Annotated in this window: 18 protein-coding genes; 10 read left to right on the plus strand and 8 right to left on the minus strand. The window is 53.4% G+C overall.

The features are described from left to right. Positions 1-19: 19 nt before the first annotated feature. Positions 20-1,303: a citrate synthase gene (locus WC7_RS18455; protein WP_016152281.1), complete on the minus strand. Its 1,284-nt coding sequence runs from the start codon at positions 1,301-1,303 to the stop codon at positions 20-22. 697 nt (positions 1,304-2,000) lie between these two features. Between WC7_RS18455 and sdhC the strand changes: the two genes are divergently transcribed. The 8 genes from sdhC to sucD all read left to right on the plus strand — a co-directional run bounded on the left by sdhC (position 2,001) and on the right by sucD (position 11,645). Further along, positions 2,001-2,405 (plus strand): succinate dehydrogenase cytochrome b556 subunit, encoded by a 405-nt coding sequence (gene sdhC / locus WC7_RS18450; RefSeq protein ID WP_016152282.1) that lies wholly within the window; start codon positions 2,001-2,003, stop codon positions 2,403-2,405. Next, the gene (gene sdhD / locus WC7_RS18445; protein WP_005122550.1) at positions 2,399-2,746 is read left to right on the plus strand and encodes a succinate dehydrogenase membrane anchor subunit; all 348 of its coding nucleotides are present in this window, start codon (positions 2,399-2,401) and stop codon (positions 2,744-2,746) included. Before sdhC ends, sdhD begins: the two co-directional genes overlap by 7 nt. Next, positions 2,746-4,512 (plus strand): succinate dehydrogenase flavoprotein subunit, encoded by a 1,767-nt coding sequence (sdhA, locus tag WC7_RS18440; protein WP_003022919.1) that lies wholly within the window; start codon positions 2,746-2,748, stop codon positions 4,510-4,512. The genes sdhD and sdhA overlap by 1 nt, the downstream gene beginning before the upstream one ends. Before the next feature lie 15 nt (positions 4,513-4,527). After that, positions 4,528-5,244, plus strand: a complete 717-nt coding sequence (sdhB, locus tag WC7_RS18435) for a succinate dehydrogenase iron-sulfur subunit SdhB (protein ID WP_003022921.1) — start codon at positions 4,528-4,530, stop codon at positions 5,242-5,244. A 235-nt stretch (positions 5,245-5,479) separates the two neighbouring features. Beyond that, positions 5,480-8,281: a 2-oxoglutarate dehydrogenase E1 component gene (gene sucA, locus WC7_RS18430; protein ID WP_016152283.1), complete on the plus strand. Its 2,802-nt coding sequence runs from the start codon at positions 5,480-5,482 to the stop codon at positions 8,279-8,281. A 14-nt stretch (positions 8,282-8,295) separates the two neighbouring features. Next, on the plus strand, positions 8,296-9,519 hold the full coding sequence (odhB, locus tag WC7_RS18425) for a 2-oxoglutarate dehydrogenase complex dihydrolipoyllysine-residue succinyltransferase (RefSeq protein WP_016152284.1): 1,224 nt from the start codon (positions 8,296-8,298) through the stop codon (positions 9,517-9,519). A 90-nt stretch (positions 9,520-9,609) separates the two neighbouring features. Further along, a complete protein-coding gene (gene sucC / locus WC7_RS18420; protein ID WP_003022927.1) occupies positions 9,610-10,776 on the plus strand; it encodes an ADP-forming succinate--CoA ligase subunit beta in 1,167 nt (388 codons plus the stop codon). Then, positions 10,776-11,645, plus strand: coding sequence for a succinate--CoA ligase subunit alpha (gene sucD, locus WC7_RS18415; RefSeq protein ID WP_003022929.1), 870 nt, complete (start codon positions 10,776-10,778; stop codon positions 11,643-11,645). The genes sucC and sucD overlap by 1 nt, the downstream gene beginning before the upstream one ends. An 81-nt stretch (positions 11,646-11,726) precedes the next feature. Here the strand turns inward: sucD and WC7_RS18410 are convergent, their stop codons facing one another. Beyond that, positions 11,727-12,443, minus strand: coding sequence for a GntR family transcriptional regulator (locus WC7_RS18410; RefSeq protein ID WP_019076293.1), 717 nt, complete (start codon positions 12,441-12,443; stop codon positions 11,727-11,729). A 184-nt stretch (positions 12,444-12,627) separates the two neighbouring features. Here WC7_RS18410 and mngA point away from each other — a divergent pair, with 184 nt between their 5' ends. Both mngA and mngB read left to right on the plus strand, forming a co-directional pair. Continuing rightward, entirely contained in the window at positions 12,628-14,544 is a 1,917-nt protein-coding gene (gene mngA / locus WC7_RS18405; protein ID WP_016152286.1) for a PTS 2-O-a-mannosyl-D-glycerate transporter subunit IIABC, read from the plus strand. 24 nt (positions 14,545-14,568) lie between these two features. Continuing rightward, positions 14,569-17,202 carry a mannosylglycerate hydrolase gene (gene mngB, locus WC7_RS18400; RefSeq protein ID WP_016152287.1) on the plus strand — a complete coding sequence of 878 codons (2,634 nt, stop codon included), beginning with the start codon at positions 14,569-14,571 and terminating at the stop codon, positions 17,200-17,202. Between the two features lie 53 nt (positions 17,203-17,255). Here mngB and WC7_RS18395 read toward each other — a convergent pair whose 3' ends face one another. The 6 genes from WC7_RS18395 to WC7_RS18370 are packed head-to-tail and all read right to left on the minus strand — an operon-like array spanning position 17,256 to position 22,103. Further along, the gene (locus WC7_RS18395; RefSeq protein WP_016152288.1) at positions 17,256-17,909 is read right to left on the minus strand and encodes an aspartate/glutamate racemase family protein; all 654 of its coding nucleotides are present in this window, start codon (positions 17,907-17,909) and stop codon (positions 17,256-17,258) included. Next, complete coding sequence (locus WC7_RS18390) at positions 17,906-18,325, minus strand: GlcG/HbpS family heme-binding protein (RefSeq protein WP_016152289.1); 420 nt, start codon at positions 18,323-18,325, stop codon at positions 17,906-17,908. The genes WC7_RS18395 and WC7_RS18390 overlap by 4 nt, the downstream gene beginning before the upstream one ends. 5 nt (positions 18,326-18,330) lie before the next feature. Continuing rightward, positions 18,331-19,677, minus strand: coding sequence for a bile acid:sodium symporter family protein (locus WC7_RS18385; protein WP_016152290.1), 1,347 nt, complete (start codon positions 19,675-19,677; stop codon positions 18,331-18,333). A gap of 21 nt (positions 19,678-19,698) precedes the next feature. Further along, positions 19,699-20,511 (minus strand): beta-keto acid cleavage family enzyme, encoded by an 813-nt coding sequence (locus tag WC7_RS18380; RefSeq protein WP_016152291.1) that lies wholly within the window; start codon positions 20,509-20,511, stop codon positions 19,699-19,701. 28 nt (positions 20,512-20,539) lie between these two features. Further along, complete coding sequence (locus WC7_RS18375; RefSeq protein WP_016152292.1) at positions 20,540-21,316, minus strand: hydroxypyruvate isomerase family protein; 777 nt, start codon at positions 21,314-21,316, stop codon at positions 20,540-20,542. Next, complete coding sequence (locus WC7_RS18370) at positions 21,297-22,103, minus strand: DeoR/GlpR family DNA-binding transcription regulator (protein WP_016152293.1); 807 nt, start codon at positions 22,101-22,103, stop codon at positions 21,297-21,299. The genes WC7_RS18375 and WC7_RS18370 overlap by 20 nt, the downstream gene beginning before the upstream one ends. Positions 22,104-22,105: the final 2 nt, after the last annotated feature.

Genomic DNA, 22,105 nt, shown 5'->3' on the forward strand with positions numbered 1-22,105 from the left:
GGTGCCATCCGGCAGACAATTAACGCTTAATATCAGACTTAAAATCGCGCTTGTCGTAGCCGGTGTACAGCTGACGCGGACGAGCGATTTTCATGCCGTCGGTGTGCATTTCGTTCCAGTGTGCAATCCAGCCCACGGTACGCGCCATGGCGAAGATAACGGTGAACATGGAAGACGGAATACCCATCGCCTTCAGGATGATGCCGGAGTAGAAATCTACGTTCGGGTAGAGTTTCTTCTCGATGAAGTACGGGTCGTTGAGCGCAATGTGTTCAAGTTCCATCGCCACTTCCAGCAGATCATCTTTGGTGCCCAGTTCTTTCAGTACTTCATGGCAGGTTTCACGCATGACGGTGGCGCGCGGGTCATAGTTTTTATAAACACGGTGACCAAAGCCCATCAGGCGGAAGGAATCATTCTTGTCTTTCGCGCGGCGAACAAATTCCGGAATGTGTTTAACAGAGCTGATTTCTTCCAGCATTTTCAGAGCAGCTTCGTTTGCGCCGCCGTGTGCTGGTCCCCACAGGGAAGCAATACCGGCCGCGATGCAGGCAAACGGGTTAGCGCCAGAAGAACCGGCGGTACGAACGGTAGAGGTTGAGGCGTTCTGTTCGTGGTCAGCGTGCAGGATCAAGATACGGTCCATTGCACGTTCCAGAATCGGATTCACTTCGTATTTTTCGCACGGCGTGGAGAACATCATGTTCAGGAAGTTACCGGCGTAGGAGAGGTCATTACGCGGGTACACGAACGGCTGTCCGATGGAATATTTGTAGCACATCGCTGCCATGGTCGGCATTTTGGACAGCAGACGGAAGGCGGCGATTTCACGGTGACGCGGATTATTCACATCCAGCGAGTCGTGGTAGAACGCAGCCAGCGCCCCGGTAACACCACACATAACGGCCATCGGGTGAGAGTCGCGGCGGAAACCGTGGAACAGGCGGGTGATCTGCTCGTGGATCATGGTATGGCGAGTGACTGTGGTTTTGAACTCGTCGTACTCCTCCTGCGTCGGTTTTTCGCCGTACAGCAGGATATAACACACTTCCAGATAGTTCGACTCGGTCGCCAACTGATCAATCGGGAAGCCGCGATGCAGCAAAATACCTTCGTCACCGTCGATGAAAGTAATTTTGGATTCGCAGGATGCGGTAGAGGTGAAACCTGGGTCAAAAGTAAACATCCCTTTTGAGCCAAGACTACGAATATCAATAACATCTTGACCGAGCGTACCTTTCAGCACATCCAGTTCAATAGCAGAGTCACCATTTAGAGTGATTTTTGCTTTAGTATCAGCCATTTACGGTCTCCTTAGCGCCTTATTGCTTAAGACTGCTGGAACTCACATTTGCCTTCGTACATCAATGAACCGTTACCAGTTTGTTATTTGGCTCGCCGCTCTGCGAAAGAGGGGATAACCTGGGTACAGAGCTATGGGCGCTTGCAGGTAAAACGGTCTTTTCATGGCGAATAAACTGCAAATCAAGAACTTAGCAATCCGAATTATTAAACCTGTCTATCACTAATAACTGTCCTGACTGTATTGGTCAATACTTCCACACTGTTACATAACTAAATGTCCGGTGAAAGAGTGACCCCATAACTTTTACGCATTATATGCTTTTTCTGGTGTCGTTTGTAACAACTTTGTTTAATGATTGTCAAATTAGATGGTTAAAAATTAAAATAATGTTGTTATCGTGACCTATGTCACTGTTCGGGATAAAACCCGACAAACTATATGTAGGTTAATTGTAATGATTTTGTGAACGTCCTATACTGCCGCCAGGTCTCCGGAATACCCTGCAATCCCGAGCCAACCAGCGTTGTAACGTGTCGTTTTAGCATCTGGAAGCAGTGTTTTATATGACGCGTAGTTATAGTAAGGACGCTGTCTGACCCGCACGCAGACCGGAGGAAGGAAATCCCGTCGTCTTTCAGGCTACAGGTGTCTTCATCTTCTGTACCCGAAGTCCAAAGGGAATAATAAGAACAGCATGTGGGCGTTATTCATGATAAGAAATGTGAAAAAACAAAGACCTGTCAATCTGGATCTACAAACGATCCGGTTCCCAATCACGGCGATAGCGTCCATTCTCCATCGCGTATCCGGAGTGATCACCTTCGTGGCGGTCGGGATTCTGTTGTGGTTATTGGGTACCAGCCTTTCCTCCCCTGAAGGTTTCCTCGCGGCGTCATCCATTATGAATAACTTCTTTGTGGAGTTAATTCTGTGGGGGATCCTGATTGCGCTGGCATATCACGCCGTAATGGGCATTCGCCATCTGTTGATGGATTTTGGCTATATCGAAGAAACCCTCGAAGCAGGGACACGTTCCGCCAAAATTTGTTTCGTTATCATTGTCGTGCTTTCACTTCTCGCAGGAGTCCTCGTATGGTAAGCAACGCCTCCGCATTAGGACGCAACGGCGTACATGACTTCATTCTGGTCCGTGCTACCGCTATCGTTCTGACGTTATACATCATCTATATGGTCGGCTTCTTCGCCACCAGCGGCGAACTGACGTTTGAAGTCTGGACCGGTTTCTTCTCATCGGCATTCACCAAAGTCTTCACCCTGCTGGCTCTTTTCTCCATCTTGATTCATGCCTGGATCGGCATGTGGCAGGTGTTGACCGACTACGTTAAACCGCTGGCCGTGCGCCTGATTCTGCAACTGGCTATCGTCGTTGCACTGGTGGTTTACGTCATTTATGGATTTGTTGTGGTGTGGGGTGTGTAATGAAACTGCCAGTCAGAGAATTTGATGCTGTTGTGATTGGTGCCGGCGGCGCAGGTATGCGCGCGGCGCTGCAAATTTCCCAGAGCGGTCAGACCTGTGCGCTGCTCTCCAAAGTGTTCCCAACCCGTTCCCATACCGTATCTGCGCAAGGTGGCATCACCGTTGCGCTCGGTAATACCCATGAAGATAACTGGGAATGGCACATGTACGACACCGTAAAAGGGTCGGACTACATTGGTGACCAGGACGCTATTGAATATATGTGTAAAACCGGTCCGGAAGCGATTCTGGAGCTGGACCACATGGGGCTGCCGTTCTCTCGCCTCGATAATGGCACAATTTATCAACGTCCGTTTGGCGGCCAGTCGAAGAATTTCGGCGGCGAGCAGGCGGCACGTACCGCGGCAGCGGCAGACCGTACCGGCCATGCGCTGTTGCACACGCTGTATCAGCAGAACCTGAAAAACCACACCACCATCTTCTCCGAGTGGTACGCGCTGGATCTGGTCAAAAATGCCGATGGCGCGATTGTTGGTTGTACCGCGCTGTGTATTGAAACCGGTGAAGTGGTTTACTTCAAAGCCCGCGCAACCGTGCTGGCAACCGGCGGTGCTGGCCGTATTTATCAGTCCACCACCAACGCCCACATCAACACCGGTGACGGCGTCGGTATGGCTATCCGCGCTGGCGTGCCGGTGCAGGATATGGAGATGTGGCAGTTCCACCCAACCGGTATCGCTGGCGCGGGTGTTCTGGTAACAGAAGGCTGTCGTGGTGAAGGTGGCTACCTGCTGAACAAACACGGTGAGCGCTTCATGGAGCGTTATGCCCCGAATGCGAAAGACCTGGCGGGTCGTGACGTGGTGGCGCGTTCCATCATGATCGAAATCCGCGAAGGTCGCGGCTGCGACGGTCCGTGGGGGCCGCACGCCAAACTGAAACTCGACCACCTGGGTAAAGAAGTGCTGGAGTCCCGTCTGCCGGGTATTCTCGAACTGTCCCGTACCTTTGCTCACGTTGACCCGGTGAAAGAGCCGATCCCAGTTATCCCAACCTGCCACTATATGATGGGCGGTATTCCGACCAAAGTCACCGGCCAGGCGCTGACCGTGAATGAGCAGGGCGAAGATGTGGTGATCCCAGGGCTGTTTGCCGTCGGTGAAATTGCCTGCGTATCGGTTCACGGTGCTAACCGTTTGGGCGGCAACTCACTGCTTGACCTGGTGGTATTTGGTCGTGCCGTGGGCCTGCATCTGCAGGAATCTATCGCAGAGCAGGGTGACCTGCTGGATGCAACCGAAGATGAAATCGACGCTTCTCTGGCGCGTCTGAATCGCTGGAACGGTAACCGTAACGGTGAAGATCCGGTGGCAATTCGTAAAGCGCTGCAAGAATGTATGCAGCATAACTTCTCGGTATTCCGCGAAGGCGATGCGATGGCGAAGGGTCTGGAAGAACTGAAAGCGATTCGCGAACGCCTGAAAAATGCCCGTCTGGACGATACCTCCAGCGAGTTCAACACCCAGCGCGTTGAGTGTCTGGAGCTGGATAACCTGATGGAGACCGCGTACGCCACTGCAGTATCTGCAAACTTCCGTACCGAAAGCCGTGGCGCGCATAGCCGCTTCGACTTCCCGGAACGTGATGACGAAAACTGGCTGTGCCATTCCCTGTACCTGCCAGAGTCGGAATCCATGACGCGACGTCAAGTCAATATGGAACCGAAGCTGCGCCCGGCATTCCCGCCGAAGATTCGTACTTATTAATGCGGAGACAGGACAATGAAACTCGAGTTTTCAGTTTATCGCTATAACCCGGATGTTGATGACGCTCCGCGCATGCAGGATTACACCCTGGAGGCGGAAGAAGGGCGCGACATGATGCTGCTGGATGCGTTGATGCAGCTGAAAGAAAAAGATCCGTCGCTGTCGTTTCGCCGCTCCTGCCGTGAAGGGGTCTGCGGCTCCGACGGTCTGAACATGAACGGCAAAAATGGACTGGCCTGTATCACACCTATTTCTGCACTGAATCAGCCGGGCAAGAAAATTGTCATTCGCCCGCTGCCAGGTTTACCGGTTGTGCGCGATTTGGTGGTAGACATGGGGCAATTCTACGCACAGTATGAGAAGATTAAGCCTTACTTGTTGAATAATGGGAAAAATCCTCCGGCTCGTGAGCATTTACAAATGCCAGAGCAGCGTGAGAAGCTCGATGGGCTGTATGAATGTATTTTGTGTGCATGCTGCTCAACGTCCTGCCCATCATTCTGGTGGAACCCGGACAAGTTTATTGGCCCGGCAGGCCTGTTGGCCGCGTATCGCTTCTTAATTGATAGCCGCGATACCGAGACCGACAGCCGTCTGGAAGGTTTAAGTGACGCTTTCAGCGTATTCCGCTGTCATAGCATCATGAACTGCGTCAGCGTATGTCCTAAAGGGCTGAACCCGACGCGCGCCATCGGTCATATTAAGTCGATGCTGCTCAAACGTAGTGCATAAGTAGTTGTAGTTGCCGGGGAAGAGATTCCCCGGCCGTGCAGGGAAACCTCTAAAAACTGCCACATTGATAGCAATAATCGCAGCCTGAACGACGACGATTATTAGACAGTTTTTAAAGGTTCCTTAGCGGACGCAGATGACACGACAGTCCGCAACAAGTGAACCCCGGCACGCACATCGGTGTGCGTGGTAGTATCCACGGCGAAATAAGCATACAAATGCTTAAGGGATCACGATGCAGAACAGCGCTTTGAAAGCCTGGTTGGACTCTTCTTACCTCTCTGGTTCTAACCAGAGCTGGATAGAACAGCTCTATGAAGACTTCTTAACCGACCCTGACTCGGTAGATGCTAACTGGCGTTCGACGTTCCAGCAGTTACCTGGTACCGGAGTCAAACCGGATCAACTCCACTCAAAAACACGTGATTATTTCCGTCGACAGGCGTTGATTACCCCACGTTACTCTTCTTCTATTTCCGACCCTGATGCCAATGTGAAGCAGGTTAAAGTCCTGCAGCTCATTAACGCCTATCGTTTCCGCGGTCATCAGCATGCGAATCTCGATCCGCTGGGACTGTGGCAGCAAGAAAATGTGGCCGATCTGGATCCCTCCTTCCACGATCTGACCGATGCGGATTTCCAGGAAAGCTTTAACGTGGGTTCTTTTGCCGGTGGCAAAGACACGATGAAGCTGAGCGACCTGGTTGTCGCGCTGAAACAAACCTACTGCGGCCCGATTGGCGCCGAGTATATGCACATCACCAGCACCGAAGAAAAACGCTGGCTTCAGCAGCGTATCGAGTCTGGTCGTACTGCGTTCAGTAGTGAAGAGAAGAAACGCTTCCTCAGCGAACTGACCGCAGCGGAAGGTCTGGAACGCTACCTGGGCGCGAAGTTCCCGGGCGCGAAACGCTTCTCGCTGGAAGGCGGTGATGCGTTAATCCCAATGCTCAAAGAGATGATCCGCCACGCCGGTAATAGCGGTACCCGTGAAGTGGTACTGGGTATGGCGCACCGTGGTCGTCTGAACGTCCTGGTTAACGTGCTGGGTAAAAAGCCGCAGGATCTATTCGACGAATTTGCGGGCAAACATAAAGAACACCTCGGCACCGGTGACGTGAAGTACCACATGGGCTTCTCATCAGATATCGAAACCGAAGGCGGTCTGGTGCATCTGGCGCTGGCGTTTAACCCGTCGCACCTGGAAATCGTTAGCCCGGTGGTTATCGGTTCCGTACGTGCACGCTTGGATCGTCTGGACGAGCCGAGCAGCAATAAAGTGCTGCCAATCACTATTCATGGTGATGCGGCAGTAACCGGGCAAGGCGTGGTTCAGGAAACCCTGAACATGTCGAAAGCGCGTGGTTACGAAGTGGGCGGTACCGTTCGCATCGTTATCAACAACCAGGTGGGCTTCACCACCTCTAACCCGCTGGATGCACGTTCTACACCGTACTGCACCGACATCGGTAAGATGGTTCAGGCACCGATTTTCCACGTGAACGCGGATGACCCGGAAGCGGTCGCTTTCGTAACGCGTCTGGCACTGGATTTCCGTAATACCTTTAAACGCGATGTCTTCATCGATCTGGTGTGCTACCGCCGTCACGGCCACAACGAAGCCGACGAGCCAAGCGCAACCCAGCCGCTGATGTATCAGAAAATCAAAAAGCATCCAACTCCGCGCAAAATCTACGCTGACAAGCTGGAAGCGGACAACGTCGCTACGCTGGAAGATGCGACCGAAATGGTCAATCTGTATCGTGACGCGCTGGACGCAGGCGAATGCGTGGTGAAAGAGTGGCGTCCAATGAATATGCACTCCTTCACCTGGTCTCCGTACCTCAACCACGAATGGGATGAAAACTACCCGAACAAAGTTGAGATGAAGCGTCTGCAGGAGCTGGCAAAACGCATCAGCACCGTGCCTGAAGCGGTGGAAATGCAGTCGCGTGTTGCCAAAATTTACGGCGACCGTCAGGCCATGGCCGCAGGCGAGAAGCTGTTCGACTGGGGTGGCGCAGAGAATTTGGCTTACGCCACGCTGGTTGATGAAGGTATTCCGGTACGTCTGTCGGGTGAAGACTCTGGCCGTGGAACCTTCTTCCACCGTCATGCGGTTATTCATAACCAGGCGAATGGTTCAACGTACACTCCGCTGCAGCATGTGCATAACGGGCAGGGCACGTTCCGCGTATGGGACTCCGTGCTGTCTGAAGAAGCGGTGCTGGCATTCGAATACGGTTATGCCACGGCAGAACCGCGCACTCTGACTATCTGGGAAGCGCAGTTCGGTGACTTCGCCAACGGTGCGCAGGTGGTTATCGACCAGTTCATCTCTTCCGGCGAGCAGAAATGGGGCCGTATGTGCGGTCTGGTTATGCTGCTGCCACACGGCTATGAAGGTCAGGGGCCGGAGCACTCCTCCGCGCGTCTGGAACGTTATCTGCAACTTTGCGCTGAGCAAAACATGCAGGTTTGCGTCCCGTCTACCCCGGCACAGGTTTACCACATGCTGCGTCGTCAGGCGCTGCGCGGAATGCGTCGTCCGCTGGTAGTGATGTCACCGAAGTCGCTGCTGCGTCATCCGCTGGCGGTGTCCACGCTGGACGAACTGGCAAATGGCACCTTCCTGCCAGCCATTGGCGAAGTAGATGAACTTGATCCTAAAGGCGTGAAGCGTGTCGTGATGTGTTCTGGTAAGGTTTATTACGACCTGTTGGAGCAACGCCGCAAGAACGACCAAAAAGATGTCGCCATTGTGCGTATCGAACAGCTCTATCCGTTCCCGCATAAAGCGGTGCAGGAAGCGCTGAAACCGTTTGCTCATGTACATGATTTTGTCTGGTGCCAGGAAGAGCCGCTCAACCAGGGCGCATGGTACTGCAGCCAGCATCATTTCCGTGAAGTAATTCCATTTGGGTCAGCTCTGCGTTATGCAGGTCGCCCGGCCTCTGCCTCTCCGGCAGTAGGATATATGTCCGTTCACCAGAAGCAGCAACAAGATCTGGTTAATGACGCGCTGAACGTCGATTAAATAAAGGATAAATAATGAGTAGCGTAGATATTCTTGTTCCCGACCTGCCTGAATCCGTAGCGGATGCAACGGTTGCAACCTGGCACAAAAAACCGGGCGATGCAGTACGTCGTGATGAAGTACTGGTAGAAATCGAAACTGACAAAGTGGTACTGGAAGTACCGGCATCAGCGGACGGTATTCTTGATGCGGTTCTGGAAGATGAAGGGACAACCGTCACTTCTCGCCAGATCCTCGGTCGCCTGCGTGAAGGCAACAGCTCTGGCAAAGAGACCAGCGCCAAGTCTGAAGAGAAAGATTCTACTCCGGCACAACGCCAGCAGGCGTCTCTTGCTGAACATAACAACGATGCCCTGAGCCCGGCGATCCGTCGCCTGCTGGGTGAGCATAATCTCGAAGCCAGCGCCATCAATGGCACCGGCGTCGGTGGTCGTATCACGCGTGAAGATGTTGAAAAGCATCTGGCCAAAGCACCGGCTGCGAAAGCAGAAGCCAAAGCGCCGGCCGCCGCGCCTGCACCACAGGCTCAACTGGGCGCTCGTGGCGAAAAACGTGTTCCGATGACCCGTCTACGCAAACGCGTAGCTGAGCGTCTGCTGGAAGCGAAAAACTCCACCGCCATGCTGACCACGTTCAACGAAGTCAACATGAAGCCAATCATGGATCTGCGTAAGCAGTACGGTGACGCGTTCGAGAAACGTCACGGTATCCGTCTGGGCTTTATGTCTTTCTACGTGAAAGCGGTTGTTGAAGCGCTGAAACGCTATCCGGAAGTGAACGCGTCCATCGACGGTGATGACGTGGTTTACCACAACTACTTTGATGTCAGCATGGCGGTCTCCACGCCGCGTGGCCTGGTCACGCCGGTCCTGCGTGATGTGGATCTGCTGGGTATGGCTGACATCGAGAAAAATATTAAAGAACTGGCAGTTAAAGGTCGCGACGGCAAGCTGACGGTCGACGATCTGACGGGCGGTAACTTCACCATCACTAACGGTGGCGTGTTCGGTTCCCTGATGTCTACCCCGATCATCAACCCACCGCAGAGCGCCATCCTGGGTATGCATGCCATCAAAGATCGTCCGATGGCCGTAGACGGCAAGGTTGAAATCCTGCCGATGATGTATCTGGCGCTGTCTTATGACCACCGTTTGATCGATGGTCGTGAGTCAGTAGGCTTCCTGGTAACCATTAAAGAGTTGCTGGAAGATCCGACGCGTCTGCTGCTGGACGTGTAGTAAATAAGAGTATCACCTGCCCCGTAGGTCTGGAGGCTTATCAGGCCTACGGGTAAAAGATAACGATTACCTGAAGGATGGACAGAACACATGAACTTACATGAATATCAGGCAAAACAACTTTTTGCCCGCTATGGCTTACCGGCACCGGTGGGATATGCCTGTACTACTCCGCGTGAAGCTGAAGAAGCTGCATCTAAAATCGGCGCAGGCCCGTGGGTAGTGAAATGTCAGGTTCACGCTGGTGGCCGTGGTAAAGCGGGCGGTGTGAAGGTTGTGAACAGCAAAGAAGACATTCGCGCTTTTGCTGAACACTGGCTGGGTAAACGTCTGGTTACTTACCAGACAGACGCCCATGGTCAACCGGTAAATCAGATTCTGGTTGAAGCAGCGACCGACATTGGTAAAGAACTTTACCTCGGCGCAGTTGTTGACCGTAGTTCCCGTCGCGTGGTCTTCATGGCCTCTACCGAAGGCGGCGTGGAAATTGAAAAAGTGGCGGAAGAAACGCCGCACCTGATCCACAAAGTAGCGCTCGATCCGCTGGCCGGTCCGATGCCTTATCAGGGTCGTGAACTGGCGTTCAAACTGGGTCTGGAAGGAAAACAGGTTCAGCAGTTCACCAAGATCTTCATGGGTCTGGCGACTATCTTCCTTGAGCGCGATCTGGCGCTGATCGAAATCAACCCGCTGGTAGTGACCAAGCAGGGTGATCTGATCTGCCTCGACGGCAAACTGGGCGCTGACGGCAACGCGCTGTTCCGCCAGGCTGACCTGCGTGAAATGCGCGATCAGTCTCAGGAAGATCCGCGTGAAGCACAGGCCGCACAGTGGGAACTGAACTACGTCGCTCTGGACGGCAACATCGGTTGTATGGTTAACGGCGCGGGCCTGGCAATGGGCACCATGGACATCGTTAAACTTCACGGCGGCGAACCGGCTAACTTCCTTGACGTTGGCGGCGGTGCGACCAAAGAGCGTGTAACCGAAGCGTTCAAAATTATCCTCTCTGACGACAATGTTAAAGCCGTACTGGTTAACATCTTCGGCGGTATCGTACGCTGCGACCTGATCGCGGACGGTATCATCGGCGCGGTAGCAGAAGTGGGCGTTAACGTTCCGGTCGTGGTACGTCTTGAAGGTAACAACGCTGAACTCGGCGCGAAAAAATTGGCTGATAGCGGCCTGAATATTATTGCAGCGAAAAGTCTGACGGATGCAGCTCAGCAGGTTGTTGCCGCAGTGGAGGGGAAATAATGTCAGTTTTAATTAATAAAGATACCAAGGTTATCTGCCAGGGCTTCACCGGTAGCCAGGGGACATTCCACTCTGAACAAGCGATTGCTTACGGTACGCAAATGGTCGGCGGTGTTACGCCGGGCAAAGGCGGCACCACGCATCTGGGTCTGCCGGTGTTCAACACCGTACGTGAAGCAGTAGAAGCGACCGGCGCAACCGCCACCGTTATCTACGTTCCGGCTCCGTTCTGCAAAGACTCCATCCTGGAAGCTATCGATGCAGGCATCAAGCTTATCATCACCATCACCGAAGGTATCCCAACGCTGGATATGCTGACCGTGAAAGTGAAGCTGGATGAAGCTGGCGTACGCATGATAGGCCCGAACTGCCCAGGTGTTATCACCCCTGGCGAATGTAAAATCGGCATCATGCCGGGCCATATTCACAAGCCTGGTAAAGTCGGTATCGTTTCTCGTTCCGGTACGCTGACCTATGAAGCGGTTAAGCAGACCACCGACTACGGTTTTGGTCAGTCTACCTGTGTGGGTATCGGCGGCGACCCGATCCCAGGCTCTAACTTCATCGATATCCTGAAGCTGTTCCAGGAAGATCCGCAGACCGAAGCGATCGTCATGATCGGTGAGATCGGCGGTAGCGCGGAAGAAGAAGCGGCGGCGTACATTAAAGATCATGTGACCAAGCCGGTTGTGGGTTACATCGCGGGTGTGACTGCGCCGAAAGGTAAACGTATGGGTCACGCTGGGGCGATCATCGCAGGTGGTAAAGGTACGGCGGATGAGAAATTCGCTGCGCTGGAAGCCGCTGGCGTGAAAACCGTTCGTAGCCTGGCCGATATCGGCGAAGCGCTGAAAACAGTGATTAAGTAAGAAAAAAAACAGCCCTGACTCTCTGCATAGTCAAGGGCTGGTCCCGTTTCGACATGGTTGGCCATCTGATGATGGCCTTTTTTAATGGCGTCGTTTTGCCACCAGCGTAAATTTATAATCGTCGCTTTTGAAGGTGTTGCGGCTGTATTCAAAAACACGACCATCGAGCAGAAACCCGCGAGAGATTTTCTCCAGCACTGGTTTCCCCTGCGGCATGCCCAGCATTTCTACAGTATCCTCATCCGGAATAACCGGGATCAGTTCCTGCTCGCTGCGATCGATAACCATCTTTTTGATCTGTTCTATGTAGTGATATTTAGAATTTTCCATCACCTCCCAGGTGAGATCGGGAAAGAGGGCGAGCGGCATCCATGTCTCTTCGAGGGTAACGGCTTTCTGCTTAATAAAACGAACCCGTTTTACATGCCAGACTTTATCTTCAGCCGCCAGCTGTAGCCATTCGGCCAGCATCTCTCCTGCTGGAATGACCTCAAAGACCTTCACTTCGCTGTGCGTTTCAACCTGACGGTCGGCAAGCTTCTCATAAAAACTGGTGAGCTGATAAATGTCGTAATTGACGCGCTCCTCTTTCACATACCAACCGCTGCCCTGAATGCTCTCGATAATATTCTGTTCCGTCAGCAGCTTGAGTGCTTGCCTGATGGTCACGCGGCTGACCTCGAAACGGCTCTGTAGCGTAGATTCTGTGGGAAGTGCATCACCTGGTTTTAATTCACCTTTTGCAACTTGTTCGCGCAGAACGTCGGCTATCTGGCGGTACATCGGTTTTTTGCTCATCTCTTTTCGCTTTTGTCGGCAATAAAGTCAGATATTCAAGACAAATTATGCGTACATTTTATCAATAGTAAATAATACAAATTAAATACAAATATTGTCTTGTTAGTGAAATTGATCACGTAAAGGTATTGTTTTGTCTGCGACAATCGCGGCACATAATAATGACAATCCTCTGAGGACCATGATGAATTTGACAATACTGTCCCACCCTCGCGCAGTCTGTGTGCAGGCGAGATTTACCGATCGTGACGATGCCATTTGCCAACTTACGCAGCGGCTGACCGAATTAGGCAAAATCACCGATGCCGACGCTTATCTGGCGGAAGTTTTTCACCGCGAATCGCTGGGACCTACGGCGCTTGGCGAAGGATTGGCGGTACCGCACGGTAAATCGTCGGCCGTGAAAGAGGCGGCTTTCGCGGTGGCGACGCTGAGTGAACCGATGGACTGGGAAGGTATTGATGGCCCGGAGTCTGTTGAACTTATTTTTTTACTGGCGATCCCGCCAGATGAAGCCGGTTCAACTCATATCCAAATCCTGACCGAACTGACCACCTGCCTTGCGGATGAGGATCTGCGTGCTCGCGTGATGGCGGCGACCAGCGCCGAAGCGGTGCTGGCGGCATTAGTGGTCGAAACACCGCCGCAGGCCGCAGTGGCGACGGCGGATGCGCCAACGATTGTTTGCGTTACCGCATGTCCGGCGGGGATTGCGCATACCTATATGGCGGCTGAGTATCTGGAGAAAGCCGGTCGGCAAATGGGCGTTAACGTGGTGGTGGAAAAACAGGGGGCCAATGGCATTGAAGACCGCTTAACGGCTCAACAACTGAATGATGCGCGCGCCTGCATTTTCGCCGCAGAGGTCGCTATTAAAGAAAGTGAACGTTTCAACGGTATCCCGGCGATCTCCGTTCCGGTTGCCGAACCGTTGCGCCACGCAAAAGCGCTGATTGAACAGGCGTTAGCGCTGGAGCCTCTGCAAAGCCAGCGTGTTTCTCAGCCACAGACAGAGGTGAAAAAGGGGCTGAAAACCGACCTGAAACAAGCACTGCTGAGCGGAATTTCGTTTGCCGTGCCGTTAATCGTCGCCGGAGGGACGGTACTGGCGGTGGCGGTATTGATTGCACAGATTTTCGGCCTACAGGATGTGTACAGCTTAGAGAAATCCTGGCTGTGGATGTATCGCCAACTCGGCGGCGGGATGCTGGGCACGCTGATGGTTCCGGTACTGTCGGCCTATACCGCTTATTCGCTGGCGGATAAACCAGCGCTGGCTCCAGGCTTTGCGGCGGGTCTGGCGGCGAACTTAATCGGCTCGGGTTTTCTTGGCGGTGTTGCCGGTGGCCTGATTGCCGGTTATCTCATGCGTTGGGTGAAACAGCATCTGCGTTTAAGCAGCAAATTCAATGGCTTTTTAACGTTCTACCTCTATCCGGTGATTGGCACGTTGGGCGCGGGTAGCCTGATGTTGTTTGTGATTGGCGAGCCTGTCGCCTGGATCAATACCTCGCTGACGGCCTGGCTAAATGGGTTATCAGGCACCAACGCGCTATTGCTCGGTATGATCCTGGGCTTTATGTGTTCGTTTGATCTTGGCGGTCCGGTCAATAAAGCGGCGTATGCCTTTTGTCTGGGCGCGATGGCCAACGGCGTATTCGGCCCCTACGCCATTTTCGCTTCGGTAAAAATGGTTTCTGCTTTTACCGTCACCGCCTCAACCATGCTGGCGCCATGCCTGTTCAAACAGTTTGAGATTGAGACCGGTAAATCCACCTGGCTGCTCGGCCTTGCCGGGATTACCGAAGGCGCGATTCCGCTGGCGATTGAGGACCCGATTCGGGTGATTGGCTCTTTAGTGATGGGGTCGATGGCGACCGGAGCCATCGTTGGGGCCATGGGGATTGGACTTTCGACCCCAGGTGCCGGGATTTTCTCGCTCTTTTTACTTATCCCCGCAGACCTAAGCGCGGTGATGGCCGCCGCGGGCTGGTTTGGCGCTGCGCTGATTGGGACGATTATCTCCACGGCGATTTTACTGCTCTGGCGGCGTCAAGCGGTTAAACAGGGGAAATACGTCACCGATAGCGTGATGCCGTAAGCACTTACTCAACAGGAAATGACGATGAAAGCAGTATCTCGCGTTCACATTACGCCGCATATGCACTGGGACCGTGAGTGGTACTTCACCACCGAAGAGTCGCGTATTTTGCTGGTTAACAATATGGAAGAGATCCTGACTCGCCTTGAGCAGGATGCAGAGTACAAATATTACGTGCTGGATGGTCAAACGGCGGTGCTGGAAGACTATTTTGCGGTGAAACCTGAAAACCGGCAGCGGGTTAAAGCGCTGGTGCAGGCCGGGAAGCTTATTATCGGCCCCTGGTACACGCAAACGGATACGACCCTCGTTTCCGGTGAGTCAATTGTCCGCAATCTGATGTACGGCATCCGCGATTGTATGGCCTTTGGCGAACCGATGAAGATAGGTTATCTACCTGATTCATTTGGGATGTCCGGGCAGATGCCGCATATTTATAATGGTTTTGGTATCAACCAGGCTCTGTTCTGGCGTGGGTGCTCTGAACGTCATGGCACCGATAAAACCGAATTTTTATGGCAAAGCGCTGACGGTAGCCAGGTCACGACACAGGTGTTGCCGCTGGGCTATGCGATTGGTAAGTACTTACCCGAGGATGAGGCCGGGCTGCGTAAGCGACTTGACGGCTACTTCGAGGTGCTGGAGAACGCCTCGGTGACTAAAGAAATCCTATTACCCAACGGGCATGACCAGATGCCGTTACAGCAAAACATCTTTGCGGTGATGGATAAACTGCGTGAAATCTACCCGCAGCGAAAATTTGTCATGAGCCGCTTCGAGGAGGTTTTTGCTCATATCGAAGCGCATCGGGAGACGTTGGCTACCCTGCACGGCGAGTTTATCGACGGTAAATATATGCGCGTGCATCGTACGATTGGCTCCACACGAATGGATATCAAAATTACCCATGCGCGTATTGAGAATAAAATCGTTAACCTGCTGGAACCGCTCGCCACGCTGGCCTGGAGTTTAGGTTTTGAATATCACCACGGTCTGCTGGAGAAAATGTGGAAAGAGATTTTAAAGAATCATGCCCACGACAGCATCGGCTGTTGCTGTAGCGATAAAGTGCATCGTGAAATCGTTTCACGCTTCGTGCTGGCCGAAGATATGGCCGACAATTTGATTCGTTTTTACCTGCGTAAAATCACTGACAACATGGCGCACAGTGAAGAAGACAAGCTGGTGATGTTCAACCTGATGCCCTGGCCGCGTGAGGCGGTGATCAATACGACCGTACGTCTTCGCGCCAGCCAGTTCCGCCTGCTTGATGGCAGTGGAAATGAAATCCCTTATTTTATTCGTGGCGTGCGCGAGCTTGATCCTGGTCTTATCGACCGGCAAATCGTCCATTACGGCAACTACGAGCCGTTTATGGAGTTTGATATTCAGCTCAACCAGATTCTACCTTCGATGGGGTACTGCACGCTGTATATCGAACCGCATGTTGCTGGCCGTCAGGCGATACCCGCTCCGGCGACCCAGGCACTGTTGGAGAACGCGTTCTGGCTGATCGATCTCAATGACGATGGAACGCTACAGCTACGCGATAAGGATTCAGGGATTGTTTATCAACGCGTACTGGAGATTGAAGAAAGCGCCGACGACGGGGATGAGTACGATTACTCCCCCTCGCGCGAGGATTGGCGCCTCACGTCTGCGGGCGTTGCGTTTGAGCATGAAATTATCCGCGAGGGATGGCAAGACCGGGCAATCATTCGCTATCGGATGGCGGTTCCGGCGGATCTGGAGGCGCGCGCGTCACGTCAGCGCAATGGTGAAGTTAGCATCGAAATAGGTGTTACGCTAAGCCATAACAGCCGGCGGATTGAGGTTGATATTCGCATTGACAATCAGGCTGACGATCACCGAATTCGGGTGCTTATCCCCACGCCATTTCACACTAATGACGTGTTGGCTGATACCCAGTTTGGTTCGCTGCTACGGCCTGTTCACGATGAAGCGATGGCCAACTGGCAGGCTGAGGGATGGAAAGAAGCGCCGGTGCCGGTCTGGAATCTGCTCAACTACGCCGCGCTGCAGGAGGGGCGTCATGGACTCGCGGTGTTTAGCGAAGGATTGCGCGAATTTGAGGTAGTGGGTGAGGAGAAAAAAACGTTTGCTCTGACGCTGCTCCGTGGCGTCGGCTTACTCGGAAAAGAGGATCTCTTATTACGTCCCGGCAGGCCGTCAGGAATAAAAATGGCGGTACCGGATTCCCAGATGCGGGGCGTGCTGCACGGGCGCTTTTGCCTGTTTAGTTATAGCGGGACGCCGCTTAACGTTGGCCTGGCTCAGCAGGCGCGTGCCTGGCTGACGCCCGTCCAGTGTTATAACAAAATCCCGTGGGATGCGATGAAGCTCAACAAAGCAGCGTTTACTGTTCCCGATAGCTACAGCCTGTTGAGTATGTCACCGGTTGGCTGTCAGCTTAGCGCGCTAAAAAAAGCAGAGGACAGAGATGAAATCATCCTGCGTTTATTTAATCCCTCTGACAGCGTCAGCTGCGATGCCGCCGTGTCGTTTAGCCAAAGCGTAATGCATTGCCGCGAAACCGGGATGGATGAAATACCCGCTGGCGAGCAGAGCGATACGAAGGGAATTAACGGCGAGTTTCGGCCAGGGCAGTCGCGGACGTTTAGTCTGAAACTGGCCTGAAAGAAGTGATGAGTCAGCGCCAGCAATCCTATGCTGGCGCTGACCGGCCGCTATCAGGATGATGCCAGTGTTTTCAACCAGCGAATTCCGCTTTCCGGCGAGGTCATTACCGGCACCGGCGGGGAAGGGAGCTGCTGTAAAACGCGCGCCATCGAGGCCTGCGCCAGCATCACAACATCTGCCTGGGTAAAGGCGCTCTGTAACCCTTCACTGACGATACGGTCATGAGTATCCATGTCTCCCGCCAGCAGCGCGTGGAATGCCTCCTCCATTAATATAGGCGTGATGGTGCGCGATTTACCGCTCTGCTGCACTTTGCGCTGTACGTAATCCAGCGTTGGCTTCAGCGTGGTTGCCACGGTCGCCAGTACGGCGATCCGCTCACCTTTTTCAATCGCCTCTTCCACCATTGCGCAGTCAATGCGCGCGAGCTGCAGTGGGGTCATAAACTGGCATTGCTCCACCGCAGTACCAATTGAGGAGCAGGCGGTAATAAAGATATCGCAGTCCGCCTTTTCGGCAATATGCACATAGTCGGCGATGCGGGCGGCAATATTGGGCGTCACGCCCTGGGCCTTCATTACCTGCTTGATCATGGATTCTTCCACCAGGTGCATGACTTCAACATCCGGCATGATGTCGGCAATCAGCTGTTGCATCATCGTAAGCGTGGCGGCACTGGTATGCAGCATGGCGACCTTTTTCATTGGGCAATCTCCTTAAGTAACGTTTCCGCGACGGCCAGCGCCGCATCATGATCTTCCTGCGCGGATAAACCGCCTACCGCGACGGCCCCAAGGCATTTTCCTTGGTGCAGAATCGGGATCCCGCCCGGCAGCGCCGTAAACAGCGGGTCGGCAAAATAACCAATATCCAGTTGCTCTTTCTGCAGTCGCTGTAAAAATGCCTGCGTGGTACAGCCCAGGCGGCTACTGGTGCGTGCTTTGCGCTGGGTTAACTCGATGGTTAACAGTTTGGCGTTATCCATCCGCGCAAAGCTGAGTAGTTCGCCATTGGCGTCGCATACGGCTACGCTTAACGGGCGTTTTGCGTAACATGTTTCGGCGAGGTCGAGCGCAGAGGCCACGGCGCGCAGGGCATGCCCCAGAGTGAGAGTTGTCATCGTGATTATCCTTTTGACAGATTTTCGCAAGCGGGTTGAACGGGATCTTTGGCTGCGGCGGCCTGCGCCTGTCTGGCGTCTTTCTTGCGCCAGTAGTTCGCGAGCAGCGAGCCGCTGACGTTGCCAAGCGGAGTCATCACCGCCGAGGCCAGGCCAACCGTTGCCAGTTTGCCCATTGCTGCGGCAAGCCCGGACGCCATGCCGCCGTTTTGCAGGCCGACTTCAAAGGCTACGGTGCGGGCAGACTGTACGTCCATGCGGAAGATCCAGCGGCTCATCAGATAGCCAATCAGGAAGCCGCCGAGGTTATGCATCAACATGGCGAAGCAGAGCAGGAAGCCGACCTGCACCAGGTTCTCGCGCCCGGCTGCGGCTGCGGTGGTCGTAAAGAAAATGATCCCCATCATTGAGATGGTCGGCATGATTTTCTTCACGCCCGCCACGCGGCCATACAGCCAGTTGTAGAACAATGCCCAGACGAGACCGCCTGCCACGAAGTTGAGCACCACCGCGTACATTTGCGCATCGGCGCTGGCGTGACCAAACAGCGTGTCCCAGCCGCCAGCAATCATATACAGCAGCCAAAGAGCGCCGATCCCGGCCAGCATCTGGACGACACGGCGTCCGCGCACGCCCGCATAGGTTTTCAGATAGTCATGCAGAATTGCCGCGCCGATGGGGATCAATACGATTTTCACCACATCCATTACCATTGCGGTGAGCTGGATATCGATCATCGACCCCGCCAGCAGATTAACCCACAGCGGCGTCATCACCGTCGCCGCCAGCGTTGAGACTGCGGCGATCGAGACCGCCAGCGCCAGGTTGGCGTTCGCGATATAGACCATGACGGTAGAGGAGAGTCCGCTTGGGCAGGCGCCAATCAGCAGAATCCCGACCGCCACCTCAGGCGGAAAGTTAAAGATAAGCGTAATGCTCAGGCCGAGCAGAGGCATGATAACGAAGTGGCAGAAGGTGCCAATAAACACCGCCCACGGCATTTTGGCGACGTCAATAAAATCCTGGATCGTTAGCTTAGTGCCCATGCTAAACATGGTGGCCTGAATGACGAGGAACACGATCCATTTATGGGTGATATTGAAACCGCCCCAGACGATCAGATCCGTAGACCAGGTCATGGCGGCGACAAACCCGGCGATGATCCATAGCGTAAACTGATAGCTGCGTAGACCCGGCCAGTAGCCTGCTCCGGCGGCGAATCCGGCGGTGAACATCACCAGCCCGGGCTGCCAGAGCGCCGCGGACTGGATTAGCGCACCGATAATCGCCAGCGCCGCGCCCGCAACGCTGACGCCGAGTCCGGTTTTGTGAATAACAGTGGTCATAGTCATGTTGAAATGTCCTTGCTGTTGTTATTGCTGCCGGGATGGAATAGATAACATGTGCCGCGCAATTTCTGGCGTGGCGACTTTTTTATCCATGCTGCGAATGAGCGTGGCGAGTTTGGCAACCTGCTGGTAATTATGCTGTGCTTTTTCTTCAGCACTTAAATAATAGCTATCCTCAAAGCCGATTCGTACTTCACTGGCCCCCATGCCGACGGCGGCGGCAATAATATCGAAGTTCTTTCTGCCAAAATGAGTAATACCCCATAAGGCATCGCGCGGGATCATGCTACGCAGAGCAATTAAAGCGTCAATGGTTGCTGGCGTACTGCCGCGATGGCCGAGGACGATATTAAAGAGCATGGGTTTTTGGAATTTTATTTTATCTTCAAGGTTCAGGATGTTATTAATCATGCCAATTTCAAAAACTTCAAACTCGGGAATAATATTGCGCTCGACTATTTGCCGGGAGCAATATTCCACGTCCGGACCGGGATTAAAGTACACCGCATCTCCGAGGTTGACGGAACCGACGTTCAGCGAAGCCATCTCTACGCCGGGGCAGGAGAGTGGCGCGCAGCGTTCGGCGATGGACATTGAAGAGACACCGCCGGTAGACGCCTGAATAATCAGGTCTGAATGGCGCATGACGTTATCAATGGTCGCCTGAAAATCGGTGGTATCCGGCGTCAGGCGACCCTGTTTATCGCGAACGTGTAAATGCACGATGGACGCGCCATGCTCAACGCTGGCGAGTATTTCCTGCGCCAGTTCTGCGGGTATAACTCTGGGGCAATCCGCGGCAACGGGTGCCAGCGAAATAATAACAGTATCCGACATATTTTCCTCCGGTACAGAGATATTTAAATTATAGGTAAGGCGTTATCCAGTTTAATGAGTCGGGCCCTGATGTTGACGGTTGATATTCACAGCCAATCCAGCCCTGGTAATTCATTTTTCTAATAAAATCGAATAGCCATGCTTCATTTAATTCACCTGTTCCCGGTTCATGGCGATAGGGGACAGAAGCAATTTGAAAATGTTTAATTAAGGTGAAGTAGCGTTCAATATTTTTTGCCACATTGCCATGAATTTTCTGACAGTGGTAAATATCAAACTGTAAACCGATATTTTTCTTGCCAACCTCTTGAATAATAGATTCGGCCAACGGAAAGCTGTCAATAAAATAACCGGGCATATCCTGCGAATTTAACGGTTCAATCAGCACATCGATTTCCGCTTCAGCCATCATATCGCAGGCGATACGCAGCCGGTTGGTCAGGAGAGTGCGCTGAGCGTGAAGCGTCAGATCGTCGCAGCGCGAACCGGCCATAACGTGAACCCGAGGACAGCCCAGCGCCGTGGCGTAATCACGCGCCACGTTCAGGCTATGGTGAAATTCCGGGTCTCGACCGGGCTGCGCGGCCAGTCCCCGCTCACCTTGTGCCCAGTTACCCGCCGGTGCGTTCATCAGCACCACCGGCAGGGATGTTTCCCGCTGTGCAGCGTGCAAATGCGCCAGCGGGTGCTGCCAGAGAAATAGCCCTTCAACGCCGCGAAAACCAGCCGCCTGCGCCGCCGCAAATCGCGCCGCTATCGGTAAATCTGTAAACAACCAGTCGAGGTTAGCCGCTAACTTCAGCATGGCGCGCACCCTCCCGGTTATCAACCAGATGCAGCTTAACGCCCTGGCTGGCAATAGTTTGCTGGGCGTTTTCCGGTAACCGGTTATCAGAAATAATGTCGGTTAACTGTTCCAGCCCACAGATATGGAACATGCCGTATTTGCCAAACTTACTGCTGTCGCAGACCAGCACCCGACGCCGGGAAACGGTGAGTACCGCTTCTTTAACCGAAGCTTTCCCTTCGCTCGGCGTCGACATACCGCGTTCGGTATCCCACGATGAGGAGCTCAGAAACGCCACGTCAATATTAATGGTGCGCAGAAAACTGGCGGCGCTTTTTCCAAGGCATGAGCGGTTACGCTGATCCACCAGACCACCGGTGTGATAGAGCGTTATGTGCGGCATATCCATCAGATAGTGGCTGATGGAAAAATCGTTGGTTACTACCGTCAGATTGAAACAGTGGCTGGCGGCGACCGCTTTCGCCACTTCAAACAACGACGTTCCGGCATCCAGATACAGCGTTTGTCCGGGCTCAATGAGCATGGCGGCGAGCTGGCCCATTTTACGTTTCACGTCATGATTCAACTCGGCTTTTTCCCGCCATGGCAGCTCGGATTTCAGCAGGTTATTCAGCTTAACTCCGCCGTTAATGGCGATAACTTTGCCTTCTTCTTCCAGCAACTGGATGTCGCGACGCACGGTCATATGCGACACTCTCATCAAATCTGCCAGTTCATTAAATGAGGCGGCATTTTTTTCGTGCACGTAGCGGTAGATAAAATCACGTCGTTGCTCGGGGATCATTA

This window comes from Citrobacter sp. KTE151, assembly GCF_000398845.1.
Classification (GTDB): Bacteria; Pseudomonadota; Gammaproteobacteria; order Enterobacterales; family Enterobacteriaceae; genus Citrobacter; species Citrobacter braakii.